This is a genomic window from Gordonia sp. p3-SID1431, assembly GCF_025143765.1.
Classification (GTDB): Bacteria; Actinomycetota; Actinomycetes; order Mycobacteriales; family Mycobacteriaceae; genus Gordonia; species Gordonia hongkongensis.
In genome coordinates this window covers 1-15,260 of sequence record NZ_JAMBDT010000113.1, presented here as the reverse complement: position 1 = coordinate 15,260, position 15,260 = coordinate 1, and the positions used below count along the sequence as shown (strand labels likewise).

13 protein-coding genes are annotated in these 15,260 nt (G+C 69.4%); 4 read left to right on the top strand and 9 right to left on the bottom strand.

Annotation, left to right across the window (positions count from 1 at the left end):
- Positions 1 to 905, bottom strand: a 905-nt coding sequence (locus M4D77_RS20740; protein WP_259937257.1) for a hypothetical protein, incomplete at its 3' end; no start/stop codon positions are given.
- 207 nt (positions 906 to 1,112) lie between these two features.
- On the opposite strand from M4D77_RS20740, the gene M4D77_RS20735 reads away from it, so the two are divergent.
- Positions 1,113 to 1,631 (top strand): SRPBCC family protein, encoded by a 519-nt coding sequence (locus M4D77_RS20735; RefSeq protein ID WP_259937256.1) that lies wholly within the window; start codon positions 1,113 to 1,115, stop codon positions 1,629 to 1,631.
- 15 nt (positions 1,632 to 1,646) lie between these two features.
- Here M4D77_RS20735 and M4D77_RS20730 read toward each other — a convergent pair whose 3' ends face one another.
- From M4D77_RS20730 to M4D77_RS20710, 5 genes are all read right to left on the bottom strand, one after another.
- Positions 1,647 to 2,396, bottom strand: coding sequence for a hypothetical protein (locus M4D77_RS20730; RefSeq protein WP_065629944.1), 750 nt, complete (start codon positions 2,394 to 2,396; stop codon positions 1,647 to 1,649).
- Positions 2,397 to 2,618: 222 nt separating this feature from the next.
- The gene (locus tag M4D77_RS20725) at positions 2,619 to 3,395 is read right to left on the bottom strand and encodes a BTAD domain-containing putative transcriptional regulator (RefSeq protein ID WP_259937254.1); all 777 of its coding nucleotides are present in this window, start codon (positions 3,393 to 3,395) and stop codon (positions 2,619 to 2,621) included.
- A gap of 28 nt (positions 3,396 to 3,423) precedes the next feature.
- On the bottom strand, positions 3,424 to 4,623 hold the full coding sequence (gene ilvA / locus M4D77_RS20720; RefSeq protein WP_055474895.1) for a threonine ammonia-lyase: 1,200 nt from the start codon (positions 4,621 to 4,623) through the stop codon (positions 3,424 to 3,426).
- A gap of 49 nt (positions 4,624 to 4,672) precedes the next feature.
- A complete protein-coding gene (locus M4D77_RS20715; RefSeq protein ID WP_259937253.1) occupies positions 4,673 to 7,675 on the bottom strand; it encodes a BTAD domain-containing putative transcriptional regulator in 3,003 nt (1,000 codons plus the stop codon).
- Positions 7,676 to 7,705: 30 nt separating this feature from the next.
- Positions 7,706 to 8,413, bottom strand: coding sequence for a PIG-L deacetylase family protein (locus M4D77_RS20710; protein WP_065629948.1), 708 nt, complete (start codon positions 8,411 to 8,413; stop codon positions 7,706 to 7,708).
- A 162-nt stretch (positions 8,414 to 8,575) separates the two neighbouring features.
- Here M4D77_RS20710 and M4D77_RS20705 point away from each other — a divergent pair, with 162 nt between their 5' ends.
- Positions 8,576 to 9,682 (top strand): class I SAM-dependent methyltransferase, encoded by a 1,107-nt coding sequence (locus M4D77_RS20705; RefSeq protein WP_055474898.1) that lies wholly within the window; start codon positions 8,576 to 8,578, stop codon positions 9,680 to 9,682.
- 15 nt (positions 9,683 to 9,697) lie between these two features.
- Here the strand turns inward: M4D77_RS20705 and M4D77_RS20700 are convergent, their stop codons facing one another.
- Together M4D77_RS20700 and M4D77_RS20695 are read right to left on the bottom strand one after the other, a co-directional pair.
- The gene (locus tag M4D77_RS20700) at positions 9,698 to 10,870 is read right to left on the bottom strand and encodes a cystathionine gamma-synthase (RefSeq protein ID WP_055474899.1); all 1,173 of its coding nucleotides are present in this window, start codon (positions 10,868 to 10,870) and stop codon (positions 9,698 to 9,700) included.
- Between the two features lie 10 nt (positions 10,871 to 10,880).
- The gene (locus M4D77_RS20695; protein ID WP_055474900.1) at positions 10,881 to 12,275 is read right to left on the bottom strand and encodes a cystathionine beta-synthase; all 1,395 of its coding nucleotides are present in this window, start codon (positions 12,273 to 12,275) and stop codon (positions 10,881 to 10,883) included.
- Between the two features lie 134 nt (positions 12,276 to 12,409).
- Between M4D77_RS20695 and M4D77_RS20690 the strand changes: the two genes are divergently transcribed.
- Together M4D77_RS20690 and M4D77_RS20685 are read left to right on the top strand one after the other, a co-directional pair.
- Complete coding sequence (locus M4D77_RS20690) at positions 12,410 to 13,345, top strand: SGNH/GDSL hydrolase family protein (protein WP_374100784.1); 936 nt, start codon at positions 12,410 to 12,412, stop codon at positions 13,343 to 13,345.
- Between the two features lie 65 nt (positions 13,346 to 13,410).
- A complete protein-coding gene (locus tag M4D77_RS20685) occupies positions 13,411 to 14,634 on the top strand; it encodes an acetyl-CoA C-acetyltransferase (protein WP_055474902.1) in 1,224 nt (407 codons plus the stop codon).
- A 16-nt stretch (positions 14,635 to 14,650) separates the two neighbouring features.
- On the opposite strand, the gene M4D77_RS20680 is transcribed toward M4D77_RS20685, so the two are convergent.
- A complete protein-coding gene (locus M4D77_RS20680; RefSeq protein WP_058250755.1) occupies positions 14,651 to 15,211 on the bottom strand; it encodes a DUF6790 family protein in 561 nt (186 codons plus the stop codon).
- Positions 15,212 to 15,260 lie beyond the last annotated feature (49 nt).

Genomic DNA, 15,260 nt, shown 5'->3' with positions numbered 1-15,260 from the left:
CGGAGCAGATTGGCGAGCCCGCCGCGCTCGAGCGTTCCCCACGTCCATCGGATCACCATGATCCCCTGTGCGCGCAGCGCATCCTCCCGGCGCTTCTCCCGGATGAGTGCATCGCGCGGGCTCTCACCCTGGCGCAACAGTCGGCCGTACTTCTGTAGTCCGTCGAACTCACCGACAAGTGTTCCGTCCCAGTCGAAGTCGGTCCGCGCGTCTCCGGCGTCCGTCTGGAAGGTGTGCTGCAGTCGCGGAGTCGGCAACCCGGCCTCGATCATCTGCGCCCGGCTCCACGACTCCCCGACACTCTCCGACGCACCGTCCGCATGCGCAAGGGCACGACGCGCGGTCCCCGCACCGCGCCAACGGTTCCGCGACGCGAGGATACGGGTCATCGTGGCGATGTCGGCGCCGGACGCCAGCGCGCGATCGAACACGGCCAGCGCTTGGGCGAAGTCACCGGACATCGCAACATCTACGGCGGTTCGCTCACGAGACGTGACCCTGATTCCGCCGATGTCGACCACCTCGTCGGGCGCCACCGGCCCGGCATGGACGATCCGTAACCCGTGCCCGAACCCGCCCACCTTCGACTTCTTCGTCAGATGCACGACCTCGCGTTCCGGGTGCAGCAGCGGCAGCTCGTGAACGGCTGCCGCCGAGTCGTGACTCAGGATCGACGCGTCACAGTCTCGAACAGACGTCGCGACCGCGATCGATCTCAGTCGGTACAGACGGTCACCCGGGTCCTCGGCGGACGCCTCGTCGGCCGCCAGTGCGCAGACCCCCGGGGCAAGACGAATCAGTTCGCCGCGCCGTACGGCGGCTGTCACAGCGTCGTCGTTGATGCCGAGTCGCAGCGTTGCCGTGCGGCGAATTAGCCCGTGTCTGTCGGTGGGAAAAGAGGTCATGACTTTAGGACGCACCAGGGCCGATATCGGATCCGCTTGCGAGGGTCGCTTACCCCACGACCGGCGAACCTCGACTCGACTCCTGGACTTCGATCGAAGTCCAGGAGTCGAGTTGAAGTGCACCGGTGGACCTCGACAGGAGGCCGACCCTGTTTCGACCACGCTCGCCCGGGGCTCGACCCGGAACACCGTGCTTCAATGTGACCCATGGCACGTTCTCATGAGCTGGAGTCCTTCGATCTTGACTTCTTCGACGATGCGCCGGTGCGGCACGTCATCGACGTGCGTCTGCCGGTCGCGCCGGAACGCGCGTGGGCCGAGTTCACCCGTCAGCACACGCTGGACTGGTGCCGCGCGATCAAGAAGATCGAGTTCGTCTCACCGGAACCGTACGGGGTGGGAACACAACGCCGCGCGGTCCTCGGTCCCGGCTATGTGACCCTCGACGAGGACTTCTTCGACTGGACGGAAGATCCGGCGAATGGCCACTACCGCAACGGTTTCCGGGTCCTGAGGGCGAACGTTCCCAGCATCCGCCGCTTCGGCGAGGCGACCGAGATCCTGCCCGCCGATGTGGGCTGCCGACTCAAGTGGACCTTCGCGCTCGAGTTGCCCACCTCGTCGCGGGTGGTCACCGCGTTCTCCGGTCCCGCGTCGTCGACGGTCTACAAGACCATCGAGGCCGACACCCTCAAGCACTTCGCGAACCTCGAACCTGCGAAGTGAGCCGCCGGCCGGCTGTCAGGCCACCACCGCGACGGCCGCCGACGTTCGACCCGTCGTCGGCACAGGCGAGGCAGTCAGCGTGCCCCGGCCCAGGTCATCGGCGAGACGCATCAGCACGCGAACCGATGGAGACGCTTGTGTGCTCCCCGTCCACGCAGGCTCGATCGCCACGGTGAACACGTCCACGTCGACGACCGCCGGGCGTCGCCCGTCGATCTCTGCGGAGCGGCAGAGCTTCCGGTCGCGGGTCAGCACGTGCAGCCTGATCATGTCCACGACGGGCGGCGAATTCTCCCCACCGAGTGTTGTTCGCCACCAGCACAAGCCGTCGATCCCGACGTCGCGATTGTCGAGACCCGGACATCTCTTCGATGGTCGATGGCGTCCGGCGGACCTCTCGAACAAGGCGAGACCGGCGCTACCCAATGTTGGTAGGACGCGGGTGTCCACACCGCCACCCCCGGCGGTGGCTTCCTCGTTCCGCACGCCTGTGATCAGCTCGACTGCCGGGGCAGTGACCCAGTGCACCGGCGCGTCGGCGAGATTCAACACCGTCACCGCGAGCGACGAAGACCACCAGTTGATGAGGCTGAGGAGTCCGTCCGCCTTCTCGAGGACGGCCTCCCGGTCGGCGTACTCGTCCGGATCGAGATGCAGCGAGCCCTCGTCCGCATCATTGAGATCTTCGGCCAGCAGACTCGCTTCGGCCTCGAGTTCGTCCAGCCGCCGGTAGGCCTTCCGTCGTTGCTCGTGAACGTCATCCATGAGCTCGTGACGGACGCGGTGAGCAATCCGTGGTGTCCAGGCCGCCTCTGCGGAGTGTGTGCGTCGTCCCATGGCAGGCAACGTAATCCGCCCTGCCCTCGCAGCCGCACCGAGAATCCACAGCACAGACGCTCATCCACAGAACTCCTCGTGTCAGCCGCGTCGAATACACGTCGGTCGCCCGTGGACGTTCCTCGGGAGCGTTCTGCGGAACACTCCGCCTCAACGACAGCACCACGTAAGCCGACGCAAGCCCGACGACAGGCTACGGCGCACAGTTGTCGGCATGACAACGACAACCACTCCCCGGCCACCCGGGTCCGTCCCCAGCTCGGTCGACAGTCGCCGTCGGAACCGGTCGAACACCACGAGCGCGTCGGCGGCGCGGCCTTCCCCGGCGAGCGCCCGCATCAGGGCGGTGTGTGCCGACTCGTCGAACGGGTCTCGCGCGCAGCGCTGTTCGGCGATGGATCGCGCGTTCGCGAAGTCACCCTCGGCGAGCGCGGCCGTCAGCTGCGCGCCGTCGAGCGCGTCCTGGGTACGTCGAATGCGTGCGGACAGTGTCTCCGTCACCGGGGACCCGTCCCCGAGATCGTCTCCGGGCACGCCGCGCCACCACTGCCGCGCCCGGTCGTGCGCATCCCGGTCACCGTCGGCGAGCAGCGTGTCGATCACGTCGAGGTCGGTGCGGCTGTTGCGCAGTCGATAACCGTTCTCGGTGCCCTCCAGAACCCCCTCGGGCAAGAGCTTGCGCAGCCGGGACACCTGGGTGTGCAACGCACTGTGCGGCGAACGCGGCGGATCGTCGGCCCAGACGTGGTCGATGAGGCGGTCCGCCGAGATCACGCGCCCGTCGGCGAGGGCGAGCGACACGAGCAGGCGTCGGGCCCGCAGCCCCGGCACCGCGACGAGCCGATCGGGGCTCTCGGCGCCCACCGGGCACGCGCCGACCGCGATCGGGCCCAGCACACCGATCAGGGCGGGTCCGTCGGCAGCCACCCAGACAGGTTAGCGCCGACGTTCGCCCTCAGTCCCGCAGGAACCCCGCGTCGGCGAGGGCCCGCCGGACGTCGTGCTGGTGGTCGTGTCCGCGGGTCTCGACACTGACAGTCACCTGCACCTCGCCGAGATACAAATCGTCGGCGACGCGGGAATGGACGACGTCGAGCACACTCGCGCCGAGGTCGCGGAGCAGTTCCAGCAGTGCGACCAGTCCACCGGGCCGGTCGGAGACGGTCGCGGTCACGGTGAGGAATCGTCCGGCGGCGGTCAGGCCGTGGGTCGTCACATGGCGCAGCAGCAGCGGGTCGATGTTGCCGCCGGACAACACGACGCACACGGTCCCGGACAGCGCGAGCCGACCGCTCACCGCCGCCGCCACCGCCGCGGCCCCGGCAGGCTCGACCACCAGCTTCGCCCGCTCCAGCATGAGCAGCAACGCGGTGCTCAACTCTTCCTCGCTGACCGTGACGATCCGGTCGACGAACTCGGAGACGTGCGCGAACGGGACCTTCCCGGGTGTCGCGACGGCGATGCCGTCGGCCATGGTGTTCATCGCCGCGACCGGTGTCGGCCGCTCCTCGGCGAGCGACGTCGGCCAGGCCGCGGCCTGCGCCGCCTGCACGCCGATCACCTCGACCTCCGGTCGTCGCAGACGCGCCGCCGCGGCGACGCCGGCGAGCAGCCCCCCGCCGCCGAGCGGCACGAGAATCGTTGACACGTACGGGATCTGCTCCAGGATCTCGACGCCGACCGTCGACTGTCCGGCAACGATGTCGAGATGATCGAACGGGTGGATCAGAGCCGCGCCCGTCGTCTCGGCATGACGCTGCGCCTCGACGAGCGCCTCGTCGACCGTTGATCCGGCGAGCACCACCTCTGCGCCATAGGCTTTCGTCGCGGCGATCTTCGGCAGCGCGGCCCCGACCGGCATGTAGACCCGTGAGGCGATCCCCAGTTCCGATGCCGCCCAAGCGACTCCCTGCGCATGATTGCCCGCACTGGCCGCGACGACCCCACGCGCACGTTCCCCCGCCGACAACCGCGAGATGCGCAGGTACGCGCCGCGTGGCTTGAAAGATCCGGTGCGCTGCAGGTTCTCGCACTTGAGCCACACCTGCGCACCGCTGCGCTCGGACACGACCCGCGACGCGATCGTCGGGGTCCGCCGGATCACGGACGCGAGCTCGTCGGTGGCGCGGTCGACGTCGTCGGCAGTCAGCAGCATGCGACCAGTATCGGCCATTCCCGGCCGGCAGGAACCACCCGAGGAGACGTCATCGCGCCGCCGAGCTTCCGCGATCGTCCGGTGACGTCGACTCCCCGATCTCCCGGAGTTCGCGGATCGCCCGGTCGAGCACGGCTGCGGTGTCGGCGTGCACCGTGCTGTCGGCGTGCACCAGGCCCCCGATCGCACGGTCCGCGACACCTCTGCGTGTGTCGAAGGCCGCGGCGGGGTCGAGGTCGGCACACTCGACGAGCAGGTCGGCCACGTCGATCCGGCCCCGGGCGCGCAGTAGTGCGGCAGCGTCGCGAGCCGTGGTCCACAGCTGCGTCGGCTGACCGCTGTCGCGCCATGCCCCGAGCAGGACGACGTAGGCCTCGGCTGCACGCGGTACGTCGCCGACGCGGACGAGACACGCCGCCCCGCCGACACGAGCGACCCCGACGATGAACGTCGCCCCGACGCCGGCGGCCCGTTCGTGGGCGCGTTCGTAGAGCGCGAGCGCGCTGGACGGATCGTGCGCGGACAGCAGCTCGCCGTGAACGTAGTCGAGGAAGGCGTACTGCGACGGCCCCGCCGACGCGTCCAGCGTCGACCGGGCCTCGCCCAACAGCCGGGCAGCCACGCTCGAGTCCCCGGAGTACGACGCGGCGAGCGCCGCAGACGCGAGAAACGCCGACCCCAGGGACGGGTGGGTGCCGCAGCGGGTCCATTCCCGCACCGCCACCGCGAAGTCGCCACGGAAGTGCGCGACCGCCGCCCTGGCCGCCCGCGCACCGACCAACGCGGGCGCATCCGGATCCGGTGGCGCCCCGGAGGCATCGGGACGTAAGGCAGCGGTCGCGAAGTCGACGGCGAGGTCGAACTCGCCGACGAGTCGCGCGGCCTCGGCCGCCGCGGACAGCATCTCGGCGCGATCGGGATGACCGTCGAGCCACGCCGAACGCGCCGATTCCATGGCCCACGTCCACAATTCGGTGAGGTTGCGCCACGTGCTGATCAGCGACAGCGATGTCGTGATCGACACGAGTACGTCGACGCGTTCGCGCGCCAGGGCCAGGTCCCGCGCCGACCGGAGGTTGTCCATCTCGGCATGGAGACATTCATTCGCCTCGAACTCCGCGACGCCGAGCCACTCGTCGCCGATGTCCCGTACCGTTGCGACGCATTCGTCGAGGAACCGGTCCTCGGCCACGGCGAGCGCGCCCGCACGGTCGAGGTGATCGAGCAGATGGGTCCGGATGAGATGCAGGAGACGGTATCTGCCGTCCGACGCATCGGCGACGAGCAACGAGCTGTCGATCAGGCGGTGCAGGGTCCCCACCGGATCGAGCCCGCCGTCACCTCGCACGCCGATGCCCCCTGCGCCGATGACCTCCGCTTCGACGCTCCGCGCGACGGATTCGAACGTGCGCAGCGACACACCGCCGGGAAACGGTGCGAGGGAGGCGAGTACGGCTTGATCGACCACGGTCAGCCGTCGAAACGACACGTCGATGCTGCTGCGGAGCGTCAGCCGCCGTTGGTCGACGGGTGCGGTTCCCGTCGCGAGATCGAGTGCACCATCGAGCATTCGGGCCACTGCCGACATCGGCATCACGGCGGCCTGACGCGCCGCCAGCTCGATGCCGAGCGGGAGTCCGTCGACACGGCGCACGACGTCGACGAGGTCCGCGAGCTCACGACTCGACACCGCGAAGTCCGGATTGCGCCGCAGCGCGTGCTCGACGAACGCGCGCACCGCAGGCTGCCGGGCGACCGCGTCGACGTCGTCGATGCGAGTGGGGAAGGTCAAGGGCTGCAGACGCAGGACGTACTCGGCGGGCAGGGAGAGCACGACTCGGGAGGTGGCCAGGATCCGCACTGCGGGAGCCAGTTCGACGATCGCCGCGACCAATTCGCGACAGGACGACAACACATGTTCGCAGTTGTCGAGGACGAGCAGGAGCGACCCATCGACGGCGCGTGCGATCGCGTCCACGGAAGCACCCACCCCGACCTCGAGACCCAGGGTGGACACCACCGACGGGAGGACGCGGTCGGCTCGCGCGACCGCGGCAAGGTTGACGACGACAACGGCGTGCCCGGGAAACACCGCGGGGTCGGCGGCGACGTCGAGCGCGAGACTGGTCTTGCCGACGCCGCCCGTACCGGTCAGGGTCACGACCCGATGCGCCGACAACAGCCGGACGATCTCGGCGCGTTCTCGCTCCCGCCCCACCAGAGGCCCGGCCGGCGGAGCAGGTCGACGCCGCGAGGTCACTCCGGGTCCCGGATTCGTCTCGGCCTGACAGAATTCGGAGCCCGCCGCCACCCGCTGCTCGAGCGACGCGAGGGCAGGACTCGGATCGAGACCCGTCCGCTCGCGCAACCGGTCGCGGAACTCCATCGCGACCGCCATCGCATCGCCGACCCGCCCGTCGGCGGCGAGTGCGCGGATGAGCAGTCGTGTCGAACTCTCGCGCAGCGGCGCGGACGCGACACCGGCCCTCGCCGTCGCGGTCGCGCTCGGGTCGCGGCACTCCACCAGCGCTTCGACGTGAGTGTCGGCGAGCCGGTTGTGGAGGTCCTCCAACGCAACGCGTTCGGTGTCCAGGTCGGGGATGCCGGCGAACTCGCCGAGCGGCTCGCCGCGCCAGAGTTCGCGGGCCCGGACGGTCAGACGGAGACGCTCGGCGGGATCGGGCGTGTCGGCGGCGGATGCGAGCAGGTCGCGCACGATCGTCACGTCGACGACGGAAACCCGGAGCCGGTAGCCGTCGGGGCGTCGTTCCAGCAGATCCGCGTGGGGGGCGAGATGACGTCGTAGCCGGGACACCAGATTGTGCAGTGCGGCAACCGGTTCCCGCGGCAGGTCGTCGCCCCACAGCGCGTCGACGAGCCGCCCGGTTCCCATGCCGTGCCGGCCGGCGACGGTCAACAGCGCGAGCAGGGCGCGGCGTCGTTCCCCGGGAACCGCGACCTCGACACCGTCGACCCGCAGCCTCAGCGCACCCAGCAGGCCGACCTCGACCGCGGGCCGCACGTGCCCGTCTTCGGTTTCGCGCACCACCATCCCGATCGTCGCTCTCTGTTTTCCGACGGCCTATGCAGGATGAGCGTAAATCTCCACCGACACCCATGTTCGATATCGCTCGAGGCCGATCGCCGCGGCCAGGTCCGCGGTCTGCGAGCGCTGAGCCAGCAGGGCTCGCACCTTACGGTCCAGTTCGGCCCCGTCGAGATCGATCCGCAGCGCGACCATCTCCTCCGGACACTGGCGCGGCCCGCCCAGCGCCCACATGTCGAACTCACGGGCGAGGTCGAACTCGATCCCCCGCCCGGTGCCCACCGGGTGGAGGATTCGCGGGCAGGTCGACGAACGGTCGACGGCGAGGCGGACCCACCGGTTGACGGTGCGGTGGTCGGGGTGCCCGGTCACGCCGTCGGGTCCGAAGGTCAGGACGGTGTCGGGTGACACGTCGTCGAGGAGGGTGGTGATGCGTCCGACCGGGCCGCTCTCGTCGATCGCCGCCAGTGAACCATCGGGTAGGTCCAACCAGTGGTGCTCGTGGACGCCGAGCTCGATGAACGCTTTCTCGAGCTCGCCGCTCCGGACCAGGGCAAGCTCCGAACGCTCTGCGGCGGTGGCGTTCTCGTCGGCCGCTTCCCCGCGGGTCGCGGTCACGCACACCACGCGCCCACCCGCATCGCGGACGGCGGCCATCACGCCGCCGGCGAGGTAGGTCTCGTCATCGGGGTGAGCCCAGATGGACATCACGGTGCCCAGGTCGCTGATCTGTGTTGTTCTCATGCGTCGACGGTCTCCGAGCCCGCTGTCACGGGGCTGTCACCATCGGCTCACCGCCCAGCGGGTCACGGTCGAGTCATGACAGCGCCGCGACAGGACCCCGGCGCACGCTCGGTGCACACGCCGCCCGGCGTGGTTCGACATCGCACACGAAAGGCTCACCCCATGACCACCACACACGCCGCCGGTTCCGACACCGCGATCGACCTCGCCCGGGTCGAGGCCTTCGCCGGCCAGGTGAGCGCCGATCTCACCCATGCCTACCACTCGATCAGCACCTACCTGGGCGACCGCCTGGGACTGTGGCGGGCGCTGGCGCAACTCGGTTCGGCGACGAGCGCCGAGCTCGCCGAACGCTCGGGACTCGCCGAACGGTATGTGCACGAATGGTTGTGTGTGCAGGCCGCGGCCGGATACGTCCTGCTCCGCGACACCGGCGATGACGCCGCGAATGGCCCAGAGGTGTTCGTGTTCCCCGCCGAGCACGCGATGGTGCTCGCCGAGGACAACAGTCCGGCGGCGATCGTGGCCGGCTTCGAGGTCGCCGCCGCGGTGTGGTCCTCGGTCGACCAGCTCGCGCATGCGTACGCGACCGGCGACGGCGTGCCCTGGCACGCGCACGATTCCCGGCTGTTCTCCGGCGTCGAACGGTTCTACGGCACGATCTACCGTGCGTCGCTGCTCAGCGAGTGGGTTCCGGCGATCGACGGCCTCGGACAGCGCCTCACCGACGGCATCCGCGTTCTCGACGTCGGGTGCGGGTACGGGGTCCCCACGATCCTGCTCGCCGAGGCCTTCCCGAACTCCACGTTCGTCGGTGTGGACAGCCACGAGGAGTCCGTCCGGCGCGCCACCGCAGCCGCTCAGGCGGCCGGGGTCGACGACCGGGTCCGCTTCGAGGTGGCGACGGCCCAGTCGTACGCCGGCGACCACGACGCGATCATGATCTTCGACGCCCTGCACGACTTCGGCGATCCGGTGGGCGCGCTCGCACACGCCCGGTCATCACTGCGTCCCGGCGGTCAGGTGATCGCCGTCGAGCCGCTGGCGCACGACACACTGGCCGAGAATCTGACCAATCCCGTTGCGCTGCTGTTCTATTCGGGTAGCTCGTACCTCTGCGTGCCACACAGCATCGCCGACGGCCCGACCTCGCTGGGAGCCCAGGCCGGCCCCACTCGACTGCTCGACACCTTCCGGGCGGCCGGTCTGACCTCGGCGCGAGTCGCGGCGACCACTGCGTCGAACCTGCTCCTCGAGGCGCGGGTCTGAGGCGACCCCGACTCCTCAGCGCAGCGCGTTCTCCAGGTCCCCGAGGAGGTCGTCGATGTCCTCGATACCGACCGAGAGCCGGACGAGGTTGGCGGGGACCTCGAGGAGCGATCCGGCGGTCGAGGCGTGCGTCATCGCACCGGGGTGTTCGATCAGCGATTCGATGCCGCCGAGTGATTCGGCGAGCGTGAACACCTCGGTGCGGGCGCAGAACTCCTTGGCGGCGTCGAGCCCGCCCTTGACCAGCACCGACACCATGCCGCCGTAGCGCTTCATCTGCTTGCCCGCGACCTCGTGGCCCGGATGGTTCTCCAAGCCCGGGTACAGGACGGCGTCGATCTTGTCGTGGCCGCTCAGATAGTCGACGACCTTCTCCGCGTTGTCACAGTGCCGGTCCATCCGGACGCCGAGGGTCTTGATGCCGCGCAGGGTGAGGAATCCGTCGAACGGTCCGGGGACCGCCCCGGCGCCGTTCTGCAGGAACGCGAACGCCTCGTCGAGCTCCTCGCTGTCGGTGACCAGTGCGCCGCCGACGACATCCGAGTGCCCGCCCAGGTATTTGGTCGTCGAGTGGAGCACCACGTCGGCGCCCAGGACGAGCGGCTGCTGCAGGTACGGCGAGGCGAAGGTGTTGTCGACCACGAGCTTCGCGCCGGCCTCGTGCGCGACGGCGGCGAGGGTCTCGATGTCGCCGACGTTGAGCAGCGGGTTGGTCGGCGTCTCGGTCCAGACCAGCTTGGTCTCCGGCCGGATGGCGTCGCGCACCGCGGCGACGTCGGACACCGGGGCCACCGAGTAGGTGATCCCCCACTGGCTGAACACCTTGTCGATGAGCCGGAAGGTCCCGCCGTAGGCGTCGTTCGGGATCACCAGATGATCGCCCGGCCGCAGCGTCGAGCGCAGCAGGCAGTCGGTGGCCGCCATGCCGGAGGCGAAAGCCCGTCCGTAGGTGCCGCTCTCGAGCGCAGCGAGATTGGCTTCGAGGGCGCGTCGGGTCGGGTTGCCGGTGCGCGCGTACTCGAAGCCGTCGCGCAGTCCGCCGACGCCGTCCTGGGCGAAGGTCGAACTGGCGTAGATCGGGACGTTCACCGCCCCGGTCTGCGGATCCGGCTCGTAACCGGCGTGGATGGCGCGGGTCGAGAAGCCTTGCCAGCGAACCGAATCCGCGGCACTGCGTCGTTCACTCACGGTGATGCTCCTATCCGACGATCGGGTGGCTCGACACGAAGGCGAGCAGGTCGTGGCGCGTGATCACGCCGATGGGCTTGCCGTCCTCGACGACCATCAGCGCGTCGCAGTCGCCGAGCGCCTTGGTGGCCGCCGACACCGGTTCGCCGGAACCGATGAGCGGGAACGGCTCTCCCATGTGTGCCGACACCGGGTCGGCGAGGCTGGCACGACCTTCGAAGACCGCGCTGAGCAGGTCGCGCTCGGTGACCGCACCCGCGACCTCGCCGGCCATCACCGGCGGCTCGGCGCCGACGACCGGCATCTGCGAGACGCCGTACTCACGCAGGATCTCGATCGCGTCGCGCAGGGTCTCCTGCGGGTGGGTGTGCACGAGGTCGGGCAGGGCGCCGGTCTTGCCGCGCAACACATCTCCGACGAGGGATTCCTTGGTGTTGGCGTCGAGCGGCGTCCGCAGGAAGCCGTAGCTGCTCATCCACTGGTCGTTGAAGATCTTCGCCATGTAGCCGCGGCCACCGTCGGGCAGCAGCACGACGACGACGGCGTCGGGTCCCTCGCGTTCGGCGACCTGCAGGGCCGCGACCACCGCCATCCCACACGAGCCGCCGACGAGCAGCCCTTCCTCGCGGGCGAGACGCCGGGTCATGTCGAACGAGTCGGCGTCGGAGACCGCGATGATCTCGTCGGGGATGTCCGGGTCGTAGGCCGACGGCCAGAAGTCCTCCCCGACACCCTCGACGAGGTAGGGGCGCCCGGTCCCGCCGGAGTACACCGAACCCTCGGGGTCGACGCCGACGATCTTCACCGAGCCGCCGGACACCTCCTTGAGGTACCGGCCGGTGCCGGTGATGGTGCCGCCGGTGCCGACGCCGGCCACGAAGTGCGTCACCTTGCCGTCGGTGTCGGCCCAGATCTCGGGACCGGTGGTCTCGTAGTGACTCTGCGGACCGGCCGGGTTCGCGTACTGATTGGGCTTCCACGCACCGTCGATCTCGGTGACCAGGCGGTCGGAGACGCTGTAGTAGCTGTCCGGGTGGGACGGCTCCACCGCGGTCGGGCAGACCACGACCTCGGCACCGTAGGCGCGCAGGACGTTGCGCTTGTCCTCGCCGACCTTGTCCGGGCACACGAACACGCACTTGTAGCCGCGCTGCTGGGCGACGAGCGCCAGGCCGACGCCGGTGTTTCCCGACGTCGGTTCCACGATGGTCCCGCCCGGCTTCAGTTCACCCGAGGCCTCCGCCGCGTCGATCATCCGCACGGCGATGCGGTCCTTGCTGCTGCCACCGGGATTGAGGTACTCGACCTTGGCGGCGACCAGGCCCGATCCGGGTGAGGTCACCGAGTTCAGCTTGACCAGCGGGGTGTTGCCCACCAGGTCGACGACGTGATTGGCGATGCGCATGTGTCCATGGTCCCAGAGCCACCGCGAACAGCGACACCCGGCCGCTGCCCGACGTCGGCAGTCGGTTCTACCGCTGGCTGAGCCGACGACGAGCGCAGCGAGGAGTCGTGTCGAAGTCGCCTAAACTGGCACTCGTGTCCGGTTCGAGTCGTCGAGGAATCGTCCCCGCCAGGATCGTGCGCGACGTCGGCGCGACAGCGGCTGCGACCGCGGGCGCGGCCGGCGCCGGCTGGGCCGCCTACAACCTGCTGAACAGTCAGGCCGCCGAGGCCCGCGTGGTGATCCCGCACCGTACCGACAACGCCCCGGACGGCGACGGCGTGTACCGCCCCGACGGCACCAGCGCACGTTTCACCCGGGACACCGTGTACGACCTGTATCTCGTGGTGTTCGGGGACTCGACCGCGGCCGGACTGGGTGCCGAGACCGCGGGCGAGACGCCAGGAGTCCAGATCGCCCGCCGCGTGGCCGCGGAGACCGATCGGGTGGTCCGCTACGCCAACAAGGCCATCGTCGGCGCGACGTCGAAGGGGCTCGCGGCCCAGATCGAGGCCATGTTCGTCCATCACGAGCGACCCGACGTGGCCGTCATCCTCGTCGGCGCCAACGACGTCACCGCCCGCAACAGTCCGCTCCCGTCGGCGCGGCGGCTCGGAGATGCCGTCCACGCACTCGTCGACGAGGGTGCGAAGGTCGTCGTCGGCACCTGCCCGGATTTCGGCGTGGTGACCGCGATCCCCCAGCCCCTGCGAATGGTGTTGCGACGCTGGGGACTCACGCTGGCGGCGGCGCAGCGATCGGCGGTCCGGGCCGCCGGGGGGCGGCCGGTCCCACTGGCCGACCTGCTGACCGAGGAGTTCCTCGCGCGCCCCGAGCACATGCTGTCGCCCGATCGATTCCACCCGTCGGCCGCGGGGTATGAGCTCGCCGCCGACATCCTGGTGCCCGAGGTGCTCGCCTCGATCGGCGAGTGGGGTCCGACGCCGCTGCCCGAACCGCCGAAGGTGTCCGAGGCCGTCGAAGAAACACGGTTCGTCACACGTCTCAGGAGACGTCTGACACACCGGTGACCAGCCACGACTCGGGCTGACCGGCCTCGCGACCAAGCAGATGCTTGGTGGGGTAGTTTCGAGGTATGCCTGAAGCCGTCATCGTCGCCCACGCCCGTTCCCCGATCGGCCGCGCCGCCAAGGGATCCCTCAAAGACATCCGACCCGACGAACTGTCGCGTCAGATGGTCGAAGCCGCGCTCGCCAAGGTGCCGGAGCTCGACCCGGCGCTGATCGAGGACATCCACTGGGGCATCGGCCAGCCCGGCGGACAGGGCGGTTACAACATCGCCCGGGTCATCGCGGTCGAGCTGGGGCATGACCACATCCCGGGCGTCACGGTGAACCGCTACTGCTCGTCGTCGTTGCAGACCACCCGGATGGCGCTGCATGCCATCAAGGCCGGCGAGGCCGACGTCCTCATCTCCGGTGGCGTCGAGAGCGTGTCGAGCTTCGGCATCTCCGGCGGCGCCGACGGCGCACCGAATTCCAAGAACCCGCTGTTCGACGACGCGATGGCCCGCACGGAGAAGGCGGCCGCCGGTGACGCCGGCATCTGGCACGATCCGCGCAAGGACGGGGTCATCCCGGACGTGTACATCGCGATGGGCCAGACCGCCGAGAACGTCGCCTCGTTCACCGGCATCTCGCGCGAGGACCAGGACAAGTGGGGCGTGCTGAGCCAGAACCGCGCCGAAGAAGCCATCAAGTCCGGTTTCTTCGAGCGGGAGATCGACCCGGTCACCCTGCCCGACGGCTCGCTGGTCACCACCGACGACGGCCCCCGCGCGGGCACGACCTACGAGAAGATCTCGCAGCTCAAGCCGGTCTTCCGCCCGGACGGCACGATCACCGCGGGCAACGCGTGCCCGCTCAACGACGGCGCCGCGGCGCTGGTCATCATGAGCGACACCAAGGCGAAGGAGCTTGGCCTCACCCCGCTGGCGCGCGTTGTCGCCACCGCGGCCACCGGCCTGTCGCCGGAGATCATGGGGCTCGGTCCGATCGAGGCGATCCGCAAGGTGCTGCGGGTCTCGGGGATGTCGCTGTCGGACATCGACCTCGTCGAGATCAACGAGGCCTTCGCCGTGCAGGTCCTCGGTTCGGCCCGTGATCTCGGCATCGACCACGACAAGCTCAACGTGTCGGGTGGCGCCATCGCCCTGGGTCACCCGTTCGGGATGACCGGCGCCCGCATCACGACCACCCTGCTCAACAACCTGCAGACCCGCGACAAGACCTTCGGCATCGAGTCGATGTGCGTGGGTGGCGGTCAGGGCATGGCCATGGTCCTCGAGCGCCTCAGCTGATCACTGCTGGAGCGCCTCAGCTGAGCGAGGCCGTCTCCGTCTCGTCGACACCCCTCGCCGCGTTCGGTCCCAGGACCGCGACGCTGCGGGGGGTCGTTCGTCGGTACACGAACCAGGCAATGACGACGGCGCCGACGATGTAGATCTCGGCGGGGATCGCCCAGACGTTGTTCGTCGCGGTGTTGTCGTGGATGTAGTACTGCGAGATGTGACCGGCGAGGTCTCCCCCGTAGCTGATCGCCAGTGCCCACACGGCGGCGTCGAGCCATCCGCCACGATTGCGCACCCGGTAGCAGAGCACGCCGAGCACGCCCACGGCGATGTCGTTCCACCCCAGCTCCCACTGGAACATGGACGGGATGAAGTCCGGCCCGATGCCCTCGGCGATCTCGGGGGCGTTCGGGCCGACGTGGCCGACCCCGGCGAGGATGCCGAATGCGCCGCCGGGGACGAGTATCCAGAGCAGCACGAGTTCGGCTGCGCGGCCGACGGTGCGTCGTCGCGTCGATCGGTCCACCAGTATGTGTACGACGGCGCCGATGATCATCAGCGCCAGCTGGATCAGAAAGAACACCATGTCCGCACGGTAGAACCGCGGTGATGGGGTTGTTCCCGCAAACGCACCG

What these genes read in the sequence shown, in the direction of transcription:
- M4D77_RS20735 (WP_259937256.1), top strand. Translation starts at nt 1,113, where the DNA reads ATGGCACGTTCTCATGAGCTGGAGTCCTTCGATCTTGACTTCTTCGAC.
- M4D77_RS20730 (WP_065629944.1), bottom strand. Translation starts at nt 2,396, where the DNA reads ATGGATGACGTTCACGAGCAACGACGGAAGGCCTACCGGCGGCTGGAC.
- ilvA (WP_055474895.1), bottom strand. Translation starts at nt 4,623, where the DNA reads ATGCTGCTGACTGCCGACGACGTCGACCGCGCCACCGACGAGCTCGCG.
- M4D77_RS20715 (WP_259937253.1), bottom strand. Translation starts at nt 7,675, where the DNA reads ATGGTGGTGCGCGAAACCGAAGACGGGCACGTGCGGCCCGCGGTCGAG.
- M4D77_RS20710 (WP_065629948.1), bottom strand. Translation starts at nt 8,413, where the DNA reads ATGAGAACAACACAGATCAGCGACCTGGGCACCGTGATGTCCATCTGG.
- M4D77_RS20705 (WP_055474898.1), top strand. Translation starts at nt 8,576, where the DNA reads ATGACCACCACACACGCCGCCGGTTCCGACACCGCGATCGACCTCGCC.
- M4D77_RS20695 (WP_055474900.1), bottom strand. Translation starts at nt 12,275, where the DNA reads ATGCGCATCGCCAATCACGTCGTCGACCTGGTGGGCAACACCCCGCTG.
- M4D77_RS20685 (WP_055474902.1), top strand. Translation starts at nt 13,411, where the DNA reads ATGCCTGAAGCCGTCATCGTCGCCCACGCCCGTTCCCCGATCGGCCGC.
- M4D77_RS20680 (WP_058250755.1), bottom strand. Translation starts at nt 15,211, where the DNA reads ATGGTGTTCTTTCTGATCCAGCTGGCGCTGATGATCATCGGCGCCGTC.